Annotated in this window: 21 protein-coding genes; 16 read left to right on the top strand and 5 right to left on the bottom strand. The window is 39.1% G+C overall.

Annotation, left to right across the window (positions count from 1 at the left end):
* Nucleotides 1-133: 133 nt before the first annotated feature.
* The gene (locus OQ477_RS05595) at nucleotides 134-1,228 is read right to left on the bottom strand and encodes an L-dopachrome tautomerase-related protein (protein WP_265971688.1); all 1,095 of its coding nucleotides are present in this window, start codon (nucleotides 1,226-1,228) and stop codon (nucleotides 134-136) included.
* Nucleotides 1,229-1,792: 564 nt separating this feature from the next.
* Here OQ477_RS05595 and OQ477_RS05590 point away from each other — a divergent pair.
* Nucleotides 1,793-3,184 carry an MFS transporter gene (locus OQ477_RS05590; RefSeq protein ID WP_061581348.1) on the top strand — a complete coding sequence of 464 codons (1,392 nt, stop codon included), beginning with the start codon at nucleotides 1,793-1,795 and terminating at the stop codon, nucleotides 3,182-3,184.
* Between the two features lie 42 nt (nucleotides 3,185-3,226).
* Complete coding sequence (gene xynB, locus OQ477_RS05585) at nucleotides 3,227-4,828, top strand: xylan 1,4-beta-xylosidase (protein WP_265971687.1); 1,602 nt, start codon at nucleotides 3,227-3,229, stop codon at nucleotides 4,826-4,828.
* A 142-nt stretch (nucleotides 4,829-4,970) separates the two neighbouring features.
* On the opposite strand, the gene OQ477_RS05580 is transcribed toward xynB, so the two are convergent.
* Nucleotides 4,971-6,125, bottom strand: coding sequence for a xylose repressor (locus OQ477_RS05580; protein ID WP_265971686.1), 1,155 nt, complete (start codon nucleotides 6,123-6,125; stop codon nucleotides 4,971-4,973).
* A gap of 263 nt (nucleotides 6,126-6,388) precedes the next feature.
* Between OQ477_RS05580 and xylA the strand changes: the two genes are divergently transcribed.
* The 4 genes from xylA (at nucleotide 6,389) to OQ477_RS05560 (ending at nucleotide 12,695) form a co-directional block, all read left to right on the top strand.
* Nucleotides 6,389-7,726 carry a xylose isomerase gene (xylA, locus tag OQ477_RS05575; protein ID WP_021493439.1) on the top strand — a complete coding sequence of 446 codons (1,338 nt, stop codon included), beginning with the start codon at nucleotides 6,389-6,391 and terminating at the stop codon, nucleotides 7,724-7,726.
* 131 nt (nucleotides 7,727-7,857) lie between these two features.
* Complete coding sequence (gene xylB, locus OQ477_RS05570) at nucleotides 7,858-9,357, top strand: xylulokinase (protein ID WP_095272113.1); 1,500 nt, start codon at nucleotides 7,858-7,860, stop codon at nucleotides 9,355-9,357.
* 174 nt (nucleotides 9,358-9,531) lie between these two features.
* The gene (ppsA, locus tag OQ477_RS05565; RefSeq protein ID WP_265971685.1) at nucleotides 9,532-12,129 is read left to right on the top strand and encodes a phosphoenolpyruvate synthase; all 2,598 of its coding nucleotides are present in this window, start codon (nucleotides 9,532-9,534) and stop codon (nucleotides 12,127-12,129) included.
* Between the two features lie 314 nt (nucleotides 12,130-12,443).
* Nucleotides 12,444-12,695, top strand: a complete 252-nt coding sequence (locus OQ477_RS05560) for a hypothetical protein (RefSeq protein WP_265971684.1) — start codon at nucleotides 12,444-12,446, stop codon at nucleotides 12,693-12,695.
* Here OQ477_RS05560 and OQ477_RS05555 read toward each other — a convergent pair.
* Nucleotides 12,667-12,753, bottom strand: a complete 87-nt coding sequence (locus OQ477_RS05555) for a YjcZ family sporulation protein (RefSeq protein ID WP_076983440.1) — start codon at nucleotides 12,751-12,753, stop codon at nucleotides 12,667-12,669. The two genes, OQ477_RS05560 and OQ477_RS05555, sit on opposite strands and share 29 nt — an antisense overlap.
* Nucleotides 12,754-13,266: 513 nt before the next feature.
* Nucleotides 13,267-13,689: a hypothetical protein gene (locus tag OQ477_RS05550; protein WP_088462084.1), complete on the bottom strand. Its 423-nt coding sequence runs from the start codon at nucleotides 13,687-13,689 to the stop codon at nucleotides 13,267-13,269.
* A gap of 352 nt (nucleotides 13,690-14,041) precedes the next feature.
* Here OQ477_RS05550 and OQ477_RS05545 point away from each other — a divergent pair, with 352 nt between their 5' ends.
* The 3 genes from OQ477_RS05545 (at nucleotide 14,042) to OQ477_RS05535 (ending at nucleotide 16,283) form a co-directional block, all read left to right on the top strand.
* A complete protein-coding gene (locus tag OQ477_RS05545; protein ID WP_003154035.1) occupies nucleotides 14,042-14,227 on the top strand; it encodes a hypothetical protein in 186 nt (61 codons plus the stop codon).
* A gap of 576 nt (nucleotides 14,228-14,803) precedes the next feature.
* A complete protein-coding gene (locus OQ477_RS05540) occupies nucleotides 14,804-15,718 on the top strand; it encodes a helix-turn-helix transcriptional regulator (RefSeq protein ID WP_265971683.1) in 915 nt (304 codons plus the stop codon).
* 64 nt (nucleotides 15,719-15,782) lie between these two features.
* Entirely contained in the window at nucleotides 15,783-16,283 is a 501-nt protein-coding gene (locus OQ477_RS05535) for a DinB family protein (protein WP_265971682.1), read from the top strand.
* Nucleotides 16,284-16,433: 150 nt separating this feature from the next.
* Here OQ477_RS05535 and adhP read toward each other — a convergent pair whose 3' ends face one another.
* Nucleotides 16,434-17,450, bottom strand: a complete 1,017-nt coding sequence (gene adhP, locus OQ477_RS05530) for an alcohol dehydrogenase AdhP (RefSeq protein ID WP_265971681.1) — start codon at nucleotides 17,448-17,450, stop codon at nucleotides 16,434-16,436.
* 251 nt (nucleotides 17,451-17,701) lie between these two features.
* On the opposite strand from adhP, the gene OQ477_RS05525 reads away from it, so the two are divergent.
* From OQ477_RS05525 to OQ477_RS05495, 7 genes are all read left to right on the top strand, one after another.
* Nucleotides 17,702-18,346 carry a carbonate dehydratase gene (locus OQ477_RS05525; RefSeq protein WP_265971680.1) on the top strand — a complete coding sequence of 215 codons (645 nt, stop codon included), beginning with the start codon at nucleotides 17,702-17,704 and terminating at the stop codon, nucleotides 18,344-18,346.
* 471 nt (nucleotides 18,347-18,817) lie between these two features.
* Entirely contained in the window at nucleotides 18,818-18,940 is a 123-nt protein-coding gene (locus OQ477_RS05520; protein WP_007410351.1) for a hypothetical protein, read from the top strand.
* Between the two features lie 15 nt (nucleotides 18,941-18,955).
* Entirely contained in the window at nucleotides 18,956-19,159 is a 204-nt protein-coding gene (locus OQ477_RS05515) for a hypothetical protein (RefSeq protein WP_061581341.1), read from the top strand.
* Between the two features lie 410 nt (nucleotides 19,160-19,569).
* Entirely contained in the window at nucleotides 19,570-19,986 is a 417-nt protein-coding gene (locus OQ477_RS05510; protein WP_061581383.1) for a UPF0715 family protein, read from the top strand.
* Between the two features lie 36 nt (nucleotides 19,987-20,022).
* Nucleotides 20,023-20,784 carry an N-acetyltransferase gene (locus OQ477_RS05505; protein WP_265971679.1) on the top strand — a complete coding sequence of 254 codons (762 nt, stop codon included), beginning with the start codon at nucleotides 20,023-20,025 and terminating at the stop codon, nucleotides 20,782-20,784.
* A gap of 230 nt (nucleotides 20,785-21,014) precedes the next feature.
* Complete coding sequence (locus OQ477_RS05500) at nucleotides 21,015-21,557, top strand: GNAT family N-acetyltransferase (RefSeq protein WP_265971678.1); 543 nt, start codon at nucleotides 21,015-21,017, stop codon at nucleotides 21,555-21,557.
* A 461-nt stretch (nucleotides 21,558-22,018) separates the two neighbouring features.
* On the top strand, nucleotides 22,019-22,453 hold the full coding sequence (locus tag OQ477_RS05495) for a DUF3902 family protein (protein WP_265971677.1): 435 nt from the start codon (nucleotides 22,019-22,021) through the stop codon (nucleotides 22,451-22,453).
* Nucleotides 22,454-22,533: the final 80 nt, after the last annotated feature.

Genomic DNA, 22,533 nt, shown 5'->3' with positions numbered 1-22,533 from the left:
TCGAATAAACCCTTTATATTTAAATGAGGATATTATATGATTTCCTTCATTTTTATTTGAAATTTGATTTCTTTTAGGATGAAGGCTAAATGAAGCCAATTATGCTCTAAAATTGAACCGGCCATTTTTATTTTCAAAAAGCAGGAGCAGGAAATTCATCAATTTTGATACGAAGTAAACTATAAGGTTTCAGTCGTAAGTCCTTTCCATAATGAAATCTAGCCTGCCGATGTAATTGGTTCACGATGACATATAAGTATTCATCCGGACCAATCGAAAAAGTATCCGGCCATAAAATTCTCGGATCATGTGCGATGGTTTGCATTGTGCCATTCGGCAGTATTTTTCGAATACTATTGTTCTCGTAATCTCCGGCATAAATGGCTCCTTTTGCATCTGTAATCATTCCATCAGACGCGCCTTTTTCTCCCCAATACGCCACATGATAAAGTAAATCCATGTCCGGTATATCTCTATCTCTCAGGGGTTCTGTTGAGATCGAGTACAGATGACGGCTGGTCAGTGGACAAAAAAATAATACCTTTCCGTCAGGAGAAATCGCAATACCGTCGGATGCCAGCCTAAACGGGGAAGTTGAACCATCTCTGTTACGATTCATCAAAATTTTGCCTTCTATTTTCGGTATAAAAGAGGAATCCGGTGAAGTTGGATTTGCTCCATTTAACCGTCTAAATGCGTTTCCGGTTTCTAAATCAACGACGATAATAGCTCCTGGTCCTTTGGAAGAAGAATCCGTTATATAGGCATAACCTGCAGTTCCAACACGAAAATCAAATCGGACATCATTCAGGTATGTTGTTGGAAGGACAACATCTTCTGTAAAGGTATAAACTCTTCTGATTGTATTCGTTTTTAAATCAACAGCGACTAATTTTGCCCCGCCTTTAATTGGTTCAGAAAAATTGGGTGCCGCCGTATCTAGTACCCAAAGGGTTCCTCTTCCATCAGTAACTACACTTTGGACACTGATGAAAGTCATTTTGATATTCTTAGGGTTAACCAAATTAGTTTGTAAATCAGGATAAGGCTGCAATTTATCCCCAATTATCTCCGCCACCGTAAATTTAACATCGTCTCCCCATTTCGGAAAACAAATGAAAATACGACCAGTTTCTGAAACAGTAACACCGGTAGGCATAGCTCCATAAAATGTATAAACCAGTTCTAAATCCCCAAAATATTTTTCAAAAGGCAGCATAGGTTTCATCATATCCTCCTCAACCAATTAAACGGGATATCACTTATATATGATTCGCATTTTTTCTAGTGCATGTTTCTTAATAAGTTTTTTCTAAACAAAAGATGATGGAAGTGCTTATCATTTAATAAGTCAGTCAGGTGACACAGGGGGTTTTTACTTAACGTCTGTCGAAGCAGTCGGCAATTACAACATGGTATGTCCTTTGGTCGGTTTTAAATTCTCTGAAAAAAGAGTTGAAAAAGCAGAAAAGATTTTATAATATGAAATCAAGTTAGTTTGTTCGATCAACAAACTAATAAAACCACTTTAATTGTCCATCATGTAAAGGTCTTAAATGGGAGGGGGATAAGAGGCTCGATTTAATTGGAGGTGTATAAAAAGCGAAAGCCAAGCTTTTATCCTGTTCACTGCTATCTGATCACCATTTGGATGATGAAAATGCTCTGTGAAAGTGAACCGCTGTCGTTTTTTGAAAGCGCTTTTATATACCGCTCACTGGCTGATAATTTTAAAGAAATGTTATACCATTCATCATGTTCCTTATGTAAAGGATCGAAAAGGGGAGAAATCATGCTCAGTGAAAATGTAAAGAAGATCAGCATGGTTGAAAAAGTTGGATATGCGTCTGGAGATTTTGCTTGTAATTTAATTTATGCAACAGTGTCTACGTATCTTTTGTTCTTCTATACAGATGTTTTTGGTTTATCGGCAGCAACAGCCGGTACGATGTTTTTAGTGGTTAGAATCATCGACGCTCTCGCTGATCCTTTTATCGGAACAATAGTTGACAGAACAAATAGCAGGTTTGGCCGCTTCAGACCGTATCTTTTATTCGGAGCTTTTCCCTTTGTCATATTGGCAATACTCTGTTTTACAACCCCGGATTTTTCGGATATGGGGAAATTAATATATGCCTATATCACCTATGTCGGCTTATCGCTTACATACACCATGATAAACGTGCCATATGGCGCGTTAACATCTGCAATGACCAGAAATAATCAAGAAGTTGTTAGTATAACGTCTGTCCGTATGTTATTTGCGAATCTTGGAGGACTTGTCGTTGCATTTTTTGTTCCCTTACTGGCTGCTTATTTAAGCGATAATTCCGGCAGCGAATCTCTTGGCTGGCAGCTAACCATGGGTATTATGGGAGTTATAGGCGGGTGCCTTTTAATCTTTTGTTTTAAAAGCACAAAAGAGCGTGTCACGCTTCAAAAATCTGAAGAAAAAATTAAATTTTCGGATATATTTGAGCAATTTCGTGTTAATCGGCCTCTAGTTGTATTAAGTATTTTCTTTATTATTATTTTTGGAGTGAATTCAATCAGTAATTCGGTTGGCATCTATTACGTAACGTATAATTTAGAAAGAGCAGATTTAGTGAAGTGGTACGGTTTGTTGGGAAGTTTGCCTGCTTTAGTCATTTTACCGTTTATTCCAAAGCTTCATCAATTATTAGGGAAGAAGAAATTACTAAACTATGCATTATTACTAAATATGATCGGCCTCTTAGCTTTACTGTTCGTTCCGTCAAGTAATGTATTCCTCATACTTTTCTTTCGATTGCTGGCCGCTGCAGGAAGTCTCACTGCCGGGGGATATATGTGGGCGCTTATTCCTGAAACAATAGAATATGGAGAGTATAAGACCGGGAAAAGAATGGGCGGTCTCATATACGCTATTATCGGATTTTTCTTTAAATTCGGCATGGCCTTGGGAGGGGTTGTACCGGGTTTGGTTCTAGATCAGTTTGGATATGTGGCAAATCAGGTGCAAACGCCGGAGGCATTGACGGGAATTTTAATTACAACAACCATTATTCCCGTGTTCTTACTGGTTCTGGCCATGATTGATATTAATTTCTATAACTTAGATGAGAAAAAATATAAAAGCATGGTTCGAGAATTAGAGAATAGAGACAAAGTTTATTTGGATCATATTGACGATTTCAAAGCTTAAAACATGATGAGTCAACAGAAAATAGCTGAGGAGGAGTTCAAAATGAAGATTATCAATCCAGTACTTAAAGGATTCAACCCCGATCCGAGTATTTGCAGGGTTGGAGAGGATTATTATATCGCTGTATCTACATTTGAGTGGTTTCCGGGAGTCCAGATATACCACTCAAAAGATTTAGTCAATTGGCACTTAGTTGCACATCCATTACAGAGAGTTTCGCAATTAGACATGAAAGGAAATCCTAATTCAGGCGGGGTCTGGGCGCCATGTTTAAGTTACAGCGACGGAAAGTTTTGGCTGATCTATACGGATGTTAAGGTCGTAGATGGCGCCTGGAAAGATTGTCACAATTATTTAGTGACTTGTGACACGATTAATGGTGATTGGAGGGAGCCGATCACATTAAACAGCTCGGGATTTGATGCTTCTTTGTTCCATGATATGGATGGGAAAAAATATTTATTAAATATGTTATGGGATCAGCGTATTGATCGGCACTCCTTTGGAGGCATTGTCATGCAGGAATATTCTGATAAGGAGCAAAAACTAATCGGCAAACCGAAAGTGATTTTTAAAGGAACTGAAAGAAAGCTGACAGAAGCGCCGCACCTTTACCGTATCGGGAACTATTATTATTTATTAACCGCAGAAGGAGGAACGCGGTTCGAACACGCTGCTACAATTGCCCGTTCTGCAAATATTGAGGGTCCATATGAAGTTCATCCTGATAATCCTATCTTAACGTCATGGCATGCGCCGGAAAATCCGCTGCAAAAATGCGGACATGCATCCATTGTACAAACACATACAGATGAGTGGTATTTAGCCCATTTAACGGGACGTCCCATTCATCCGGACGATGATTCAATTTTTCAACAGAGAGGATATTGTCCTCTAGGCAGAGAAACAGCTATTCAAAAGCTCTATTGGAAAGATGAATGGCCTTATGTAGCAGGCGGAAAAGAAGGGAGCTTGGAAGTGGATGCGCCTTCTATACCAGAAACAATGTTTGAAGACACGTATCCGGAAGTTGATGAATTTGAGGATGCAACATTAAATATTAATTTTCAAACGTTAAGAATTCCGTTTACGGAGAAATTAGGATCATTAACTCAAGTGCCAAATCATTTACGATTATACGGCCATGAATCCTTAACTTCGACATTTACTCAGGCATTTGCAGCCAGACGCTGGCAAAGTCTCCATTTTGAAGCGGAAACGGCTGTTGCGTTTTATCCGGAAAATTTTCAGCAAGCCGCTGGTTTGGTGAACTATTACAATACAGAGAATTGGACGGCTCTTCAAGTCACGTATGATGAAGAACTTGGCCGTATTCTTGAATTAACGATATGTGATAACTTTTCTTTTTCACAGCCATTAAAAAATAAAATTGTGATTCCTCGTGAAGTCAAGTATGTCTATTTAAAAGTGAATATTGAAAACGAAAAATATTATTATTTGTATTCATTTAACAAAGAAGATTGGCACAAAATTGACATTGCATTGGAATCGAAAAAATTATCAGATGATTACATCCGCGGAGGGGGATTCTTTACAGGAGCTTTTGTAGGGATGCAATGCCAAGATACGAGCGGTCATCATATTCCGGCCGACTTCAGATATTTTCGTTATAAAGAAAAATAATTAGCACATGAAAAAGGAGATTTCTATTTTAGAACTCCTTTTTCATATTAGAAGGTGCCTATGTCAGTATTGATTCAGAAATACTCATAGAATAAAAAAACCCATCTTTAAAGATGAGCGTAAACATAGAAGTATGTACATTTCAGTTATGAACCATGTCGAGAAAATGATCAATCACAATAGAGGACATTCCTAAAGCGGGTGCATTTTTTCCTAGGATAGATGGTAATAATTCATAGCTATTGTCTAAATGGGAATAAACCCTGGATGACACTTCACTTTTAATTGAATGTAAAACCATAGGATGCGATTCAATGATGCTGTTTCTTAAAATGATGGCTTGCGGATTAAATGTATTTAGAATATTGGTCAGGCCTATTCCTAAATAGAAACCAAAATTCTGTAATGCCTGTAAAGTTCCAACATCATTCAGATGGGCGAGGTCTATGATATCTTGGCTGGACACTTTTTTCTCTTTCGTCTGAAGAGATGTTAATAAAGCCTTCTCTGAAGCATACAATTCCCAGCAGCCTCGGTTTCCGCAGCTGCATTTAGGACCATTAAAGTCTATTGTCATATGTCCCATTTCTCCAGAGAATCCGCCAACCCCTCTATATAAATGATTGTTGATTATAACGCCGATCCCTATCCCTGTGCCGATACTTGCATAAATCATGTTATCGTGATTTTTTGCAGCACCAAATACTTTTTCTCCATATGCGCCGGCATTTGCCTCATTTTCAATAAAAACGGGCACATTGAACTTCTTTTGGATGAAAGATTTTAAGTCAATATCTCTCCAGTTGGAGTTCGGAGCGAAAACAATTTTTTGATCTTTATCAATCAGCCCGGGCGCGCAAATACCTATACCAATAAGCCCGTATGGAGATTGCGGCATATTTGCAATAAAGTGATGAATCATCTCAATTAAAATATCTTTAGTGATTTCTGGAGAATTGCATTCCAAATGATGGTGTTGATCAAGGACGATCGTCCCTTCAAGATCTGTTAAAATGCCATTAACATAATCCACGCCAACATCTATTCCTACGGAGTATCCTGCTTTTTTATTAAAAACAAGCATGACAGGTCTTCTGCCGCCGCTGGATTGTCCCTGACCTATTTCAAATACGAGGTTTTCTTTCATTAATGTGTTTACCTGTGACGAAACAGTTGATTTATTTAATCCGGTCATTTCAGATAATTTTGCTCTTGAAATAGGAGAATTCTTAAGTATTTCGTTTAGTAATAACTTTTGGTTAACTTTTTTGACAAAGGCTTGATCAGCGATATCCACTTCATCCACTCCATTTGTATAATCTTTAAATTAAGTTGAACGTTCTGTGTTATCGTGCGAAACGCAGTACATAGCGAATCCAACCTTTATTATATCTAATGTGTTCGTAAAAAACTAAAAAAAATATTGAAAATACTGATGAGGTTATATAAGATGAAAATAAGTTAGTTTGTTTGGGCAACAAACTAATGTGCAACATGACATAAAAGCATTTGTATTTGAATGATCATGTTTAGAATTTATTTTTAAGGGGGAAATCACACATGGCTCACTCTCATTCCGGTTCAGTCAACTATTTTGAAAGCGCAAACAAAGTGATTTACGAAGGGAAAGAATCCACGAATCCTTTAGCATTTAAATACTATAATTCTCAAGAAGTAATTGGCGGAAAAACGATGAAAGAGCATTTGCGATTTTCTATTGCCTATTGGCATACATTTACCGCTGACGGCACAGACATTTTTGGCGCAGCTACGATGCAGAGACCGTGGGATCACTATAAAGGCATGGATCTGGCGAGAGCGAGGGTAGATGCAGCGTTTGAGCTGTTTGAAAAACTGGATGCGCCATTTTTTGCTTTTCATGACCGGGATATTGCACCGGAAGGAAGTACGTTAAAAGAGACAAATCAAAATCTGGATATAATCGTGGACATGATAAAAGACTACATGAGAACCAGCGGCGTTAAGTTATTATGGAATACTGCAAACATGTTTACGAATCCCCGTTTCGTCCATGGTGCGGCGACTTCTTGTAATGCAGATGTATTTGCGTATGCCGCAGCCCAAGTAAAAAAAGGATTAGAAACCGCAAAAGAGCTTGGCGCCGAGAACTATGTATTTTGGGGCGGACGTGAAGGGTACGAAACTTTGTTAAATACCGATTTAAAATTTGAGCTTGATAATATGGCCAGATTTATGCATATGGCAGTGGATTATGCGAAGGAAATCGGGTATACAGGGCAGTTTTTGATTGAACCAAAACCAAAAGAGCCGACCACCCATCAATATGATACGGACGCAGCAACAACCATTGCCTTTTTAAAGCAATATGGCTTAGACAATCATTTTAAATTAAATCTCGAAGCCAATCATGCCACATTAGCCGGGCATACATTCGAACATGAATTACGCATGGCGAGAGTGCATGGTCTGCTTGGCTCTGTTGACGCGAATCAGGGTGATCCCCTTTTAGGCTGGGACACAGATGAATTTCCGACAGATTTATATTCTGCGACATTAGCAATGTACGAAATCCTGCAAAATGGCGGTCTTGGAAGCGGCGGATTAAACTTTGACGCAAAGGTCAGAAGATCTTCTTTTGAGCCTGATGATTTACTATATGCCCATGTTGCAGGGATGGATACATTTGCAAGAGGGTTGAAAGCCGCCCACAAATTAATCGAAGATCGTGTGTTTGAAGATGTGATTCAACACCGTTACCGCAGTTTTACTGAAGGGATTGGTCTTGAAATTGCAGAAGGAAGAGCTGATTTTAAGACACTTGAGCAATATGCGCTGAACAATCAGCCAATTAAAAACGAATCAGGGAGACAGGAGCGGTTAAAAGCGATATTAAACCAATACATTTTACAGGTATAATGAAAAAAGAAGCTCCAGATCCCGCTGTAAAAAGATGCAGGCAGCCAAGTTCCCGGAATGGCCCGTCATGAAGTTACTGTTATGGCGGGTCATTTCAATGGGGATCTATTTAGAGAGGAAGGAGTGAAAAAATGAAGTATGTCATTGGAATAGATCTTGGAACGAGTGCCGTTAAAACCATTTTAGTCAATCAAAACGGCAAGGTTTGTGCAGAAACGTCCAAAAGTTACCCGCTCATCCAAGAGAAGGCGGGATATAGTGAGCAAAATCCTGAAGACTGGGTGCAGCAAACAATTGAAGCATTGGCTGAATTGATTTCGATATCCAACGTTCAAGCCGGGGATATTGACGGGATCAGCTATTCAGGACAAATGCATGGGTTAGTACTGCTTGACCAAGATCGGCGGGTGCTGCGTCATGCGATTCTTTGGAATGATACCAGAACGACGCCTCAATGTAGCAGGATAACCGAGACATTTGGCGATCATCTGCTTGATATCACAAAAAACCGTGTTCTTGAAGGGTTTACATTACCTAAAATGTTATGGGTGAAGGAACATGAGCCTGAACTTTTTAACAAAACCGCTGTTTTTTTGCTTCCGAAAGACTATGTGAGATTCCGCATGACTGGCGCCATTCACACGGAATACTCCGATGCGGCGGGAACGTTACTTTTACATATGACCCGCAAAGAGTGGAGCGATGAGATTTGCAATCAATTTGGTATTTCAGCGGAAATTTGTCCTCCGCTTGTTGAATCCCATGACTGTGTAGGATCGCTGCTTCCGAGCGTTGCGGCGAAGACAGGGCTGTTGGAAAAAACAAAAGTGTACGCCGGGGGAGCAGATAATGCTTGCGGTGCTGTCGGAGCCGGTATTCTTTCTTCCGGAAAAACGTTATGCAGCATTGGGACGTCAGGAGTCATACTTTCCTGTGAAGAAGACAAAGAAAGAGATTTTAAAGGGAAAGTGCACTTTTTTAATCATGGAAAAAAGGATTCTTTTTATACGATGGGGGTCACGCTCGCTGCAGGGTACAGCTTGGACTGGTTTAAAAGAACGTTTGCGCCAAACGAATCGTTTGAACAATTATTACGGGGGGTGGAATCTGTTCCGATAGGAGCAAATGGACTGCTGTACACTCCTTACTTGGTCGGTGAAAGAACGCCGCATGCTGATTCATCTATTCGGGGAAGCTTGATCGGAATGGACGGAGCCCATAAAAGAGAGCACTTTTTGAGGGCGATAATGGAAGGCATCACATTCTCTTTATATGAATCAATTGAACTATTCCGTGAAGCGGGAAAATCAGTTGATACGGTTGTCTCTATTGGCGGGGGAGCTAAAAATGAAACGTGGCTTCAAATGCAGGCTGATATTTTCAATACGAGGGTGGTTAAGTTAGAAAATGAACAAGGTCCCGCCATGGGGGCTGCGATGTTAGCTGCCTTCGGAAGCGGGTGGTTTGACTCTCTTGAAGAATGCGCAGAGCAGTTCATTCATGAAGCAGCTGCATTTTATCCAAAAGAACAAAATGTTCAAAAATATAAAACACTATTCGAGTTGTATAAGAACATTTACGTTCACACAAAAGATCTCAATACAGCTTTAAAGAGCTTTCGACAAAAATGAAGAAAGAACCTCGCCAATTTGGCGAGGTTCTTTTTATATTGCACAAAAACAGACACGGTGATATAATCAGAACACGCGCGCTTTCTGTGTGAAAATTCATAGTTATCCATCTTATATTATGATTATATCATGCTGAAAAGCTCTTGTCAAATTTTTTTGAAGGGGAGATATAGAATGAGTTCTTTGGTTCTCGGCATTCACGAAATTGAAAAAACACAGCCTTTGCTCGTTGGAGGAAAAGGGTTACATTTAGGGGAATTATCAAAAATTCAAGGAATACAAGTACCGGAAGGATTTTGTGTCACAACCGCAGGATATCAAAAAGCCATTGAACAAAACGAAACGTTACAAGCGCTGTTGGATCAACTGACCATGCTGAAAGCGGAGAATCGCGATCAAATTGGTGAAGTCAGCAAAAAGATCCGGCAAACCATTATGGAAGCAGAAATTCCTTCAGATGTAGTCAAAGCAGTTGCTTGCCATCTCTCCCGGTTCGGCGAAGAACATGCCTATGCCGTACGTTCCAGTGCGACAGCTGAGGATTTACCGCATGCTTCTTTTGCCGGTCAACAAGACACCTATTTAAATATTACCGGCGTCGATGCGATCTTGCAGCATATCAGTAAATGTTGGGCGTCCCTATTTACGGATCGCGCGGTCATTTACCGTATGCAAAATGGGTTTGATCACAGCCAAGTTTATTTATCCGTTATCATCCAAAGGATGGTGTTCCCTCAGGCTTCGGGAATTTTATTTACCGCTGATCCGATGACCGGAAACCGAAAGCTGCTGTCCATCGATGCCGGTTTTGGACTTGGTGAAGCACTTGTCTCCGGCTTAGTCTCTGCCGATTGTTATAAAGTACAGGACGGGCAAATCGTCGATAAGAGAATAGAAACTAAAAAATTGGCTATCTATGGACGAAAAGAAGGCGGAACAGAAACACAGGAGATCGCTCTTGATCAGCAAAAGATTCAAACACTGACTGATGAACAAATTTTACAGCTGGCACGTATCGGGAGACAGATCGAAGCTCATTTCGGCCAGCCGCAAGATATCGAATGGTGTTTGGACCGCGATACTTTTTATATTGTCCAAAGTCGTCCGATCACAACGTTATACCCCGTTCCTGAAGCGAACGATCAAGAAAATCACGTCTATATCTCTGTTGGTCATCAGCAAATGATGACGGATCCCATAAAACCCCTTGGATTGTCTTTTTTTCTGTTGACGACTGCTGCACCCATGCGTAAAGCCGGCGGAAGGCTATTCGTTGATGTCACACATCAGCTGGCATCTCCTAATGTCAGAGAAGTTTTCTTAAAAGGCATGGGGCAGCACGATCCGCTCTTAAAAGACGCACTTATGACCATAATAGAGCGAGATGATTTCATTAAGCCGATACCTGATAAAACGGCACCGATTCCCGGCAAAGGCAATGCAGATATGCCGGAACAAGCTGAAAACGATCCGGCAATTGTTTCTGATTTGATTAAGAGCAGTCAAGCATCGATAGAAGAGTTAAAACAAAACATCCAGGCGAAATCAGGATCTGATTTATTTCGTTTTATTTTGGAAGATATCCACGAATTAAAGAAGATTTTATTTAACCCAAAAAGTTCGGTGTTGATTCGAACTGCAATGGATGCTTCATCATGGATTAACGAAAAAATGAACGAGTGGTTAGGTGAAAAAAACGCAGCAGACACGCTTTCTCAATCTGTATCCCATAATATTACCTCAGAAATGGGGCTTGCGCTATTAGACGTCGCTGATGTGATCCGCCCTTATCCAGAAGTAATTGCCTATTTAGAGAATGTAAAAGATGATCACTTTTTGGATGGGCTGGTGACGTTTGAAGGCGGGCGGGAAACCCGTGACGCTATCTATGCTTATCTCAGCAAGTACGGAATGCGATGTGCCGGAGAAATTGATATGACAAGAACTCGATGGAGCGAAAAACCAACTGCACTTGTCCCTATGATTCTTAATAATCTCAAAAACTTTGAGCCAAATGCCAGCCAGCGGAAATTTGAGCAAGGGCGGCAGGAGGCGTTGAAGAAAGAACAAGAGTTATTAGACCGATTGAAGCAATTACCGGATGGTGAACAAAAAGCCAAAGAAACCAAACGAATGATCCGCATCATCCGGAACTTCAGCGGGTTCAGAGAATATCCAAAATACGGCATGATCAGCCGCTACTTCGTTTATAAGCAGGCTTTACTGAAAGAAGCCGAACAACTCGCAGAAGCGGGCGTTATTCATGAAAAAGAAGACATATACTATCTCACTTTTGAAGAACTTCAGGAAGTCGTACGCACAAATAAATTGGATTACCAAATCATCAGCACACGAAAAGGCGAGTATAAAGTATATGAAAAACTATCTCCGCCGCGTGTTATCACATCTGACGGTGAAATCGTTACAGGCGAGTACAAACGAGAAAATCTCCCGGCCCGAGCGATTGCAGGGCTCCCCGTTTCCTCGGGAGTCATAGAGGGGCGGGCACGGGTTATTTTAAACATGGAAGATGCCGATTTGGAAGATGGGGATATATTAGTTACCCCTTATACTGATCCCAGCTGGACACCATTGTTTGTATCCATAAAAGGCCTGGTCACTGAAGTTGGCGGACTGATGACCCATGGAGCGGTTATCGCGCGTGAATACGGCTTACCTGCAGTTGTCGGAGTTGAAAATGCAACCCAATTGATAAAAGATGGGCAGCGAATACGCGTTCATGGAACAGAAGGCTCTATTGAAATATTATAATAGCGGGGGTGTGCAGCACGTCACCAGATAATTCCCGCATTTTAACTAAAAAAGACCGGAACCTCATAAAGGAGGAATCCGGTTTTTTTTATGTGAAAATGACTTAATGTGTGAACACCGTATTTTGTGGGCGGACCCTTTTTAAATGAGTGTGGAAGGCCGCTAAGATACCAAACAAATAAGATTCAGTGACTAAATCTAACGAATGACAATTTTATAAGGGTGAGTAATATCCTTTTTAAGTTCACAACATCTGTAATCCTGATGAATTAAAAACGCCTTAGTTTTTTAACAACTATTTAGGAGTTTTGTTCATGAACAAGTTTTTATTCCGAATTGGATTGTTCGCCTTATTCTTCATAGCGGCAATATTGGCGCAGGCAGGGGAGGAAACGCTCCCGCTTACCAGAGTGAAAATAAAAAATGGTTATCTTAGATGGATTTTTTTAAAAAGTAAAAACGCCATAAAACTTCTTATGGCGTCTGTCCGAACTAAGGGATGCAATGTTTGGGAGACGAATATAAATCGTCAATGTGCTAGAAAAGGAATGCAGCACCTACAATGATTAACAAAATGAACAGCACAACGATCAATACGAAAGAGCTTCCACCGTAGTTCCCCATATTATTGCCACCTCCTGTTGTTAGGATAGTACATAATATGCCGGACGATAAATTTCGACATAGATTTAAGTCTAAATAAGAAAAAATGGATGTTATGTCTAAAATGAAGAGCTTCTAATAATGTAAAATAATGGGAAGTTAACTGAAAGAGAGAAATGGATTGGACGGTTTGCTGTTTAAAGAGGAGGGATATGGCTAAACATGCAATGAAACTGTGTATGAAAGTGGTGAGCCATGAAGTTACTTCATCATGCAGAGCCACATACGAAGAGGTACAGGGAAATTATAGTTAACGAAAATATTCATCATTTCCCGGGCAAGCGCAGTATACGACAAATCAAAACAAATCACAAAGGGACGGAAGGTACGATACAAGGAGGCTGCTTGCGGGTTTGTGATGCCGATAAAGTTTCCGTTTCAAAAAGGTCATATGTTTATTCGAAATTTTACGTTTATTCCTGCAGAAGGCTTGTAAAAGAAAGTCGGCAAAACTGCCGACTTTCCTAACGGAATTTAAATCTCAACAGATCTAAAGAAACCATCGACACTATCACCGGTGCCGCTATCATATTTCAGGATGTATTCTCCTTTTTGGTTAACGCTGAATTCTTGAATGAACGTTTTCCCCGCATTTAATGTCGTAGAGGATAAGAGTGTATTCCCATTAGGATAATTAATGGTGAATTTGAAAGATTTGCTGCCGTCATTCGCAACAAAAACTCTGATTTTTCCTGGAGAGCTGCCTTGATAGTTGAATGAAACCTTACCGGTACCGCCAGAAAAAGGCTGACACGCGATATACGGAGCGTCACATGACCAACCAGCAGGTTTCATAACTTTATCTGGATTTGGCAAAGGTTTTGCAGAAACATCTGCAGTCCCCATTAGTGGAATTAACCCAAAAGCAAGAGCGCCGGCAATAATTTTCTTTTTCATTCGTATTCCTCCTCTTAATAGTGAATGTGATACAGTTATAAATTTACAATATTTATAAAATAATTCCTTCTTTTTTCAAATTGAGAGAAGGAGAAAAAATTAAAAGAGGACAAATAAATGTCACAAATTTACAATCTATACACTGCAGTAAACTGGTCAAAGCATGAAGATGATTTCACTTAAAATGAAAAAGCGGCCTATTGGGTGGGGTATATTTGTAGACAACGATGACCGGGGCGGCTGCGGATCAACTGAAACGAAGTATATTCCCAGGCAAGAGTATTTCTTTTACGTGAAACTTTTATAAAGCATTAACGTATTACTTTATAAAGGTAAATAAGGAGGCTTCTGAATGGGATTAAAAAATTTCTTTAATACTGAGTTAAAATGCTCTATCTGCGGAAAAACATTAAAATCAGGGGATGAGATAACAGCTTATCTTACACTTCCGAGTGAGAAGAAGATGCCTGTGGGGAGAATGGACAAAGTGTTAAGCAAACACTCTGATAAGGTCTGCTGTAAAAAGTGCAGTGAGTAGGTTTTTAGTGTTATGAGGAACCTCTGGCGGGTTTCCTCATAACAAATATCAACCAATTAAATTAGAAAAAAGCGAAATTGTGATGATTAAAGTAGATAAAGAACTGAGGGATACCAAAGGGATCATTTTTCGTTTACTTTGCTTTTTTGAAGGTTTGTTTAGCTCGTGGATCACTGCACCCCATAAAAGCATGGATGCTAAAATGATAAGACTCATATGTAACAACACTCCCTTGTTTTTATGAATTTTACCATATTTATCACAAGAATGTCGATAGAACGAACATCTCCATAAAAAGAAGATTTTTATCTTAAATTGGACCTCAAATTACTCAGTGAAGATGAAGCTGTATACATAAGCAAAGGTTCAACAGGCGTTTTATTGAATATCAAATGAAGCGATAGAAGGGTTTATCGGGGTCGCAAAGTATAAAGTATATGGTAATTCGCGTATTATGCGATTAGGTGGAAAAATTAAGCTTTCTGCGTGGTTTCTTGAAGTGACAGGAGGTGAGCGGCATAAATGTGTCAGAGCCAAAAGAGCACTTCCAACCCTAATAAGGAAAGGAATTGAGAATTGAAATTAGAACGTTTGTTATCAATCATATTCAAGCTCTTACATAATGAAATTTTATCTGCTTCCAGTTTAGCTGATGAATTTCAAGTATCAACGCGGACAATTTATAGAGACATCGAAGCGATTTGTGCAGCTGGAATACCAGTCGTTTCATACCAAGGGGCTAACGGCGGTTTTGGGATAATGAGAGGATACAAATTTGATAAAAGTTTAATCGGTTCTCATGATGTATTGAATTTAATTACAGTATTAAGCAGTTTGTCGAGTGTTTTTGAAGATAAGGAAGTTGAACACACAATAGATAGATTAAAATCTCTGAATACAAGCGAAAACAGCAGGACTTTGTATGTTAACTTGGAAAGCCTTAGAACAGAACCGAATTCATTAATCCGGCTGCGAAAAGCTATACAGGAAAAAAAGGCAGTACGCTTTGATTATGTCAGTAATAAAAATGAATTTACATCACGTGAAGTAGAACCTATCCACCTTCATTATAAGTTTCGTAATTGGTATGTATATGGCTTCTGCAGAGAACGTCAAGATGATAGAGAATTTAGAGTATCACGTATGATGAATATAACGCTTACTCAAGAAGAGTTTTTGCGCAGTCACAAAGTGAAAGATGATTCATCTTATTCAGACTCCAATGCGGAAGGGTTTGAGGATGTTGTCATTTGGGTTGATCCCAATTCTCTGGCAAAAGCTTTAGATCAATTTCAGAACGCGTCTAAAGTCATGAACAGTGATGGAAGTATGACGTTTACCATTTCTGTTTATCAGCCTCTGCATGCCGGATGGCTTATATCAATTCTCTTAAGCTTTGGCAGCGGAGCTAAAATGATAAAACCGGTGCAGCTGCAATCAAAATTAATCGCTGAAGCCAAAAAAATAATGAAAGTTTATCAAGATGTATGACGATGTGCTGTCATATATCTTTTTTTATAATCATAAGTATCAACTTTAAAGGAGAAGATGTTATATGAACCATGCAAAAAATATGTATCAGTATCATGTTTGGGCGAATAAAGCATTATTAGAAAGAATAAAGGAATTACCAAGTAATGTTCTTTATGAAGAGGTTCGCAGTTCATATCCTACAATTGCTCAAACGTTCAGTCACATCTGCGCGGTGGATGCTGTGTGGCTGCAAGTACTTAAAGGAATAGACATGCAGGAAGCAGTGGAAGGTTCTGCGGCTTATGCAGAAAGGGCTCATTTATATTCTGCAGATGAATTTGCGGCGTCTTATGATGAACTGGCTTCACAGTTTGAAGAATGGATGAATAGCCAAACAGATTTAGAACAAACAATGAACTTAAATAATCCTTGGTTAGGTTACAGAGAAACTGCTTACTCAGAAATTTTATTCCATGTTGCCAATCACGGAACTTATCATCGGGGCAGCATAACAACTATGTTAAGACAGCAGGGCTACGCTTCGGCAATGAATGACCTTGCATTATATTGGTATCAGGGTTAGTTCAGAGAGTACTTGCAAAATGAATAACCGCTGAATGGTTTGTAGAGCTTCTTTTCTGAACTAAATGACAAAGTCTCATTCAGTCTGAGTGGGGCGCTGAGCAAGAATAGAGCTCAAAGGCTGCCGTATCATTCCCGGCAGCCTTAATGATTAGGAAGTAAAATCGATAACCATACGGCCGGTCACTTTGCCTTGCTCCATTTCTTCAAAAATATCATCCACATCTTCGATCGGGCGTTTTGTCACTTTAGGTACAACTTTACCGTCTGCAGCAAATTGAAAAGCTTCCTTCAGGTCTTCTCTGGTACCTACTAATGAACCTACTACCTGAATTCCATCTAACACGAGACGGGGAATATCTAAATCCATTTTGTCCACCGGTAAACCGACGGCGACTACGCGAGCTCCTGCTTTTACAACATCAATCGCTTGATTGAAAGGGGTTTTAGAGACAGCCGTGATGACCACAGCATCAAGCCCTAAATCGTTAGTCACTTCTTTTGCTTTAGCGACGGGGTCTTCGTTTAAACTGTTTACAACCGCATCAGCGCCTAAGCTCTTAGCAAAATTCAATTTTTCATCGCTAATGTCGAAAGCAATTACTTTAGCGTTAAAGACATTTTTTGCATATTGAACAGCCAAGTTGCCTAAACCGCCGACTCCAAATACACCGATCCATTGACCTGGCTTAATTTCACTGACTTTAACGGCTTTATAAGTTGTTACACCTGCACAAGTAATGCTGCTTGCTGCTGCAGGGTCTAAATTTTCCGGCACCTTTATTGCATAATCAACCGCTACGATTGCTTCTTCAGCCATTGCGCCGTCAACTGTATAGCCGGCATTTTTTACATCCCGGCACAAGGTTTCACGGCCAGTTAAGCAATATTCACAGCAGCCGCAGCTTTCAAACATCCAGGCAATAGAGACGCGGTCTCCCTTTTTCAGACTTGTTACGCCTTCACCAATCTCAGTTACAATGCCTATTCCCTCATGACCTAATGTGATGCCTGTAACATCCCCGAAATCAGCATTTTTAACATGCAAGTCAGTATGACATACACCGCAGAATTCCATCTTAACTTTAGCTTCACCATGTCGCAAAGGACGTAATTCTTTTTGTACAATCGCTATACTTTTGTCTTTTGTTGCTACTACTGCTTTCAAATCATACACCCCTTTCAGATATTAGCAGAAAATTTTTACTTATCTTACAATTTAGCACACTGATCTTATTTTGAAAACCCTTACATTTTCTTGCGGACAAGTGTTTCTGCAAAAATTGAGGGAGCTATGCAGGAAAGATCCTTTGGATGATTTGTCATCCGAATGGTGTTTAAATGGGGGATTGTCGTCTCCAAATGCACAGAATTTACATAGTATACATAAATAGACACGTTTTCAAAGGAGGTCTTTTTTTGAGCGATAGAAAGCTGACGGAAGATAAATTCGATAATCGGCTCACTAAGTTTGCGCCCTTTATCAGCCCTAACCCTGTTACATCATTTAATCCGGTTCAAAGATATCCTAAAATCGATAAAACGTCGTTCATAAGTCCGTTTTCCAGCGTGATAGGAGACGTGAGAATAAAGGACAATGTTTATGTAGCGCCAAATGCTGCTATTCGTGCAGATGAAGGAACACCCTTTTATATTGGTTCAAATACAAATCTTCAAGACGGAGTCATTTTACATGGTTTGTTAAAGCAATTTGTCACAGTCAAAGATAAGGCATATTCCATTTATATCGGAAATAATGTAAGTGTCGGGCATGACGCTCTCATTCATGGCCCTTGTTATCTTGGAAATCACACGTTCATCGGTTTTAAGGCAATCGTGTACAATGCAATTATAGGAAAAGGATCATTTGTTTCATACAATGCTGTTATCACAAATGGTGTACAAATTGCACCAAATCGGTTCGTTCCTCCCGGTGCCGACATAGACACACAAGAAAAAGCTGACAGACTCAGAAGAGTGACAGAAGAGGAACGTGAATTTGCACGGGAAGTGCAGCGCGTAAATCAAGAATTTCCCCCTTCTTATAAAGCGTTATTCAGCTAACGAAAAGCAAAATGCGAATATCCTAAATTAAATTAATGCATGAGAATTGGCGCCCCACGATGCAAGGTCAGATAAGTTTTGAGAGTCAGATTTCGGTCAGGGATTCGCAAAGGGAAGAGTTAAAAGCTGTTCATCGGATATTTGTGGGGAAGCTGCAAGAAGGGTCGAAGGTGAGCAGGGCGGCGGATTAAAACTGACCTTCCCTCAAATTTTATCCCAATAGGATTGACAGGAGGATACAATCATAAAAATAAAATGATGATGCTTCGCGAATGAGCCTAAAAGCGGCTCTTTTATAATCCGTCTTTAACGCTTTAACGTAGAAGTTCAGCGCTCATGGTTCTGCTGGATAAGACAACTTTTCTTATACAATTAGCATAGTGAAGTTACTTATTTTTACATAACTGTTGGAAATGGTCTTTCCATCTGAGATAATAAAATTCATCTTGATTGATACATGGGGGAGTAAGGATGGGCTGTTTTTATCAAGCGGCACGCAAACCATTTTACAAACAAATTCCTCAAGCGGTTTTTATAACCGAAGAAATTAGTGCTTTGGATAAACGCTGTAAGAAAGACTCTCTGTTTAAATAAACGAGGTGAAAATCAATGAATGGTATAGAATTCTTAGAATCTGTGTCGCGATTTGGACAACTCATTTTGGTGTTTTCCTGCTACGCCGTTTATTGGAAATTGGGTAAAACGAAAAGGGAGCGAAGACTTACAAAATTCGAAGCTTTGCTTAGGTTCTTTGTAATGTTCGGCCTATCTGCATGGGGGCTGTCGTTTCTTGCTTTGAATTTGTGGTCGTAATCATTCTGCCGATATTTGAGCTTAAACTGCAGAGAATTACACTGGCAGGAGATAATTTTACCCTTAGTGAAAAGAATTTCACGGGTAATCATTTGAACTTGAGCGCGGCTGATAAGGTGATGCAAACAGAAATCATTACTTATTGATCACAAAAGGAGCCGGCTGCGGAGATGTGTGGATTAAAGGCTTTTACGGATTTGAACACGATGAGCCGGATGCAGATTGGTGAGCCATACACAGTCAAGGTATTTCCTTGACCTTTTTTAATGGCAATTAAAATTTCTGGATATTAAGATAGTGAATTGATGTTCTGCCAAAAAAACATAGATCTTTTAAAGTGATGGATATATACTGATTTTAAACAATGGAAAAAATAGGAAATATATTTTTATAAAAAGCAGGTGAAATATATGGGAGCGGCGACTTGGAGCAAAAGTCAAAGCTATACTTACACATTGGCTTTTTCAAGTTTGTCATATGGTTTGATCTTCGGGCTATATATGTTTGTATACTCGGGTTTTGTGCCATTTGCATTGGTTACTGTGGTTATCATTGCTTTTTATGCATTTATTACTTACTTTTTGTTTGCTGTTCCTGTGCAACTATGGCTAAGAAAGAAGCCTAAAAAGTTTAGTTTGGTTCATCTTTTCATTTATACAGCAGTCGCTTTTTTAGCCGTGTTCTTGTTCTGGCACATAGGCAATCCGTCAATTGATTTCACAGTTTTCAGAAGTTTCATTTATTACATAATGAGCTTTGTTGCTGCGTTCATATATTGGTTCTGGGACTCTATATTTCTGAGAAATTACAATGTTCACTGCAAGTAAAGCTGATGTTTCCAAAAGAAAGCGGGTGAGGGAAAAATGGAATACATTGAGTTGACTAGGGACAATATTGATGACAATCATATTTGCTGTGCATTAGGTACGAAACAATATGAGGATGCGGTAAATGAAAAGAAGAGCTGGCTCAAAGATCGAATGATTGATGGCTTGGTGTTCTATCGCCTAAACGAACGGGCAAAAGTTTTTATTGAATATTTACCTGCAGAAGAAGCGTGGGTTCCGGTAAGCGCACCTCATTTTATGTTTATTAATTGTCTTTGGGTCTCAGGTAAATATAAGAATAACGGACATGCGAAACACTTGTTAGAAAAATGTGTGTCAGATGCAAAATCCCGCGGTATGGATGGGATAGTTCATATAGTGGGGAAGAAAAAACTCCCTTATTTAAGTGATAAGCATTTCTTTGAACATATGGGATTTGCTGTGCAAGATGAAGCAGAACCCTATTTTCAGTTGATGTCACTGACGTGGAATGAACATGCATATCCTCCTGTATTTAAAAAACAGGTGAAAAGTAATTTAGTTAATGATGAGGGAATCACAATATTTTATACAGCTCAATGCCCGTTTACATTCGGATTGTTAAAGGACTTAAAGGAACTGACTGAAAAGAAAGGACTTCATTTTCAGGCCCGGCGAATAACGTCAAAAGATATGGCGCAAAAATCCCCGGCAGTTTGGACGACTTTCAGCGTGTTTTATAATGGGACATTTCTCACTCATGAGATGATGAGCGTGAATAAGTTTGAAAAAATACTCAATAAGCTTTTAATGGCTTAACTTTGTTTTAATTACTATTGCTCGTTTCTATATTCGATACTGAGGGTTTTTCACGAAAATTGTTCAGTACTTTACATCGCGGCGGCAAATGAAAATTATTGTTTTTGACAAAGATGATAGCATCCATCATTATAGTAAAAATAGATTGAGGCAAGTTCTTCAACAAACGAAGAAGATCTGTTGTAGAAGTTCTTTTCAAAGATCGATAACAATGAAACAGGAGACTGCAAATGCAAAAAATTGAAACCCTTCGCTTAATTTTAAGAAATTTTACCGAAAGAGATGCGCAAGGTCTGTTGGAATATTCGGCACATCCGAGAGTGAATTGCTTTCTTGATGACAGAATATCTACGTTAGAAGAAGCTGCCGTAAACGTTCAAAAAAGAAGCCGAGATGACTCTTATATTGCAGTTTGTTTAAAAGACAGTAATGATCTAGTCGGAGAACTATTTTATTTAAAAGAAGAGCCAGATACCTATTCTGTTTGTTGGAATTTCAATGCCCGTTTTGAAGGGAAGGGATACGCAAGTGAAAGTGCGAAGGCTTTCTTTGAGTATCTCTTTATGCAAAAAGAAGCAAGAAGGCTTTATGCATATGTTGAAGATGATAACTATAGGTCACAAAAACTATGTGAGAGATTAGGAATGCGTAAAGAAGGTTATTTTCTTGAATTTATTTCATTTACTGCACACGAGGATGGAACACCTAAATATGAAAACACTTACCAATACGCATTGCTAAAGAAAGAATGGTTAAAACAAAAACATAGTTAATAGAATTTGTGGGGAGATAATCTTTCGTTTTCTCCTAAGAGTATGAAAAAATCTTTAGCTGAATAACGAGACAGCAACTTTTGTCCAGGAGGCTGTTTTCACACTTCTTATGTTTCGTTCAAAACCATATAAAGTTGCTTAAACACGGAAAAAACCTGGCCGGGAGCGGGTTTTTTGCATTTGAGTTGAATTCTTCAATAAAATTACCGATATTACCAGTGGATTGTGGAATTGAAAAAATGCTTAGTTTAGTAACGATCAAATGAGATTCAGCTTTGGCAAAGCAGTGAAAATCATTTATAACGTTGTAAAATTCGAGAGAGGGTGAATGCGATGAAAATCCTAAATAACTCTTACAATATCACGAAAGTCCGAAGTTTTTAGCGCTTTTGAGAAATCAAGCAATTAACGCTTATAAAACATCTATTTAATTTTAAATCGGCGTTTCAGGTGAACTTTATATGATTTCTGTTTTAGTAAACATATTTAAAAACGAAATAGGAATTAAAATATGCAGACAAAGCGGCGAAGCATATCGCATAAAAGGTGTTATCAGATGTATGACCGTTCCTGAAAATAAAACTTATGAAGAAAGGAACTCTAACTTGAAATCAAATTTAGTTTCGTTTCTATTAGCATTGTCAGGATTTATATTCAGTATTTATATGCAGTCAATGGCTTACTGGAGCAATGACTCTATGTTGTGGTATTGGGTCGGTGCGGTTTTGGCGTATCTATTTGCTGCAGGATCAATGGTTACTCTGATTCTTAACAAAAACAAAGACTCAATTCTAACAATAAGTTGTCTCATTTTAATGATTGTAACCGTTATGCTTATTTTAGTCACAACTTTTTGGACGACTTTTATCATTATTGCATGGCAATCTGGGATGTGAAGCTAAGGGGAATATGATCTTCTTAGTATTTTTTTATTCCTGGGATTAGAATCCCTTTTTATTATTCTTTCAAATTAAAT

The organism is Bacillus sp. ChL18, from assembly GCF_026241425.1.
Taxonomy (GTDB): Bacteria; Bacillota; Bacilli; order Bacillales; family Bacillaceae; genus Bacillus; species Bacillus velezensis.
Note: the sequence above shows the minus strand (reverse complement) of the source record. Positions and strands in the feature narration are given on the sequence as shown.

Excerpts from the sequence above, each read along its gene's own strand:
- OQ477_RS05515 (WP_061581341.1), top strand. The coding sequence starts at position 18,956 with ATGAATGGTATAGAATTCTTAGAATCTGTGTCGCGATTTGGACAACTC.
- OQ477_RS05495 (WP_265971677.1), top strand. The coding sequence starts at position 22,019 with ATGATTTCTGTTTTAGTAAACATATTTAAAAACGAAATAGGAATTAAA.
- OQ477_RS05505 (WP_265971679.1), top strand. The coding sequence starts at position 20,023 with ATGGAATACATTGAGTTGACTAGGGACAATATTGATGACAATCATATT.
- OQ477_RS05520 (WP_007410351.1), top strand. The coding sequence starts at position 18,818 with ATGGGCTGTTTTTATCAAGCGGCACGCAAACCATTTTACAAACAAATT.
- OQ477_RS05535 (WP_265971682.1), top strand. The coding sequence starts at position 15,783 with ATGAACCATGCAAAAAATATGTATCAGTATCATGTTTGGGCGAATAAA.
- OQ477_RS05590 (WP_061581348.1), top strand. The coding sequence starts at position 1,793 with ATGCTCAGTGAAAATGTAAAGAAGATCAGCATGGTTGAAAAAGTTGGA.
- xynB (WP_265971687.1), top strand. The coding sequence starts at position 3,227 with ATGAAGATTATCAATCCAGTACTTAAAGGATTCAACCCCGATCCGAGT.
- ppsA (WP_265971685.1), top strand. The coding sequence starts at position 9,532 with ATGAGTTCTTTGGTTCTCGGCATTCACGAAATTGAAAAAACACAGCCT.
- OQ477_RS05545 (WP_003154035.1), top strand. The coding sequence starts at position 14,042 with ATGGGATTAAAAAATTTCTTTAATACTGAGTTAAAATGCTCTATCTGC.
- OQ477_RS05550 (WP_088462084.1), bottom strand. The coding sequence starts at position 13,689 with ATGAAAAAGAAAATTATTGCCGGCGCTCTTGCTTTTGGGTTAATTCCA.
- OQ477_RS05500 (WP_265971678.1), top strand. The coding sequence starts at position 21,015 with ATGCAAAAAATTGAAACCCTTCGCTTAATTTTAAGAAATTTTACCGAA.
- xylA (WP_021493439.1), top strand. The coding sequence starts at position 6,389 with ATGGCTCACTCTCATTCCGGTTCAGTCAACTATTTTGAAAGCGCAAAC.
- OQ477_RS05560 (WP_265971684.1), top strand. The coding sequence starts at position 12,444 with ATGAACAAGTTTTTATTCCGAATTGGATTGTTCGCCTTATTCTTCATA.
- OQ477_RS05510 (WP_061581383.1), top strand. The coding sequence starts at position 19,570 with ATGGGAGCGGCGACTTGGAGCAAAAGTCAAAGCTATACTTACACATTG.
- xylB (WP_095272113.1), top strand. The coding sequence starts at position 7,858 with ATGAAGTATGTCATTGGAATAGATCTTGGAACGAGTGCCGTTAAAACC.
- OQ477_RS05555 (WP_076983440.1), bottom strand. The coding sequence starts at position 12,753 with ATGGGGAACTACGGTGGAAGCTCTTTCGTATTGATCGTTGTGCTGTTC.
- OQ477_RS05595 (WP_265971688.1), bottom strand. The coding sequence starts at position 1,228 with ATGAAACCTATGCTGCCTTTTGAAAAATATTTTGGGGATTTAGAACTG.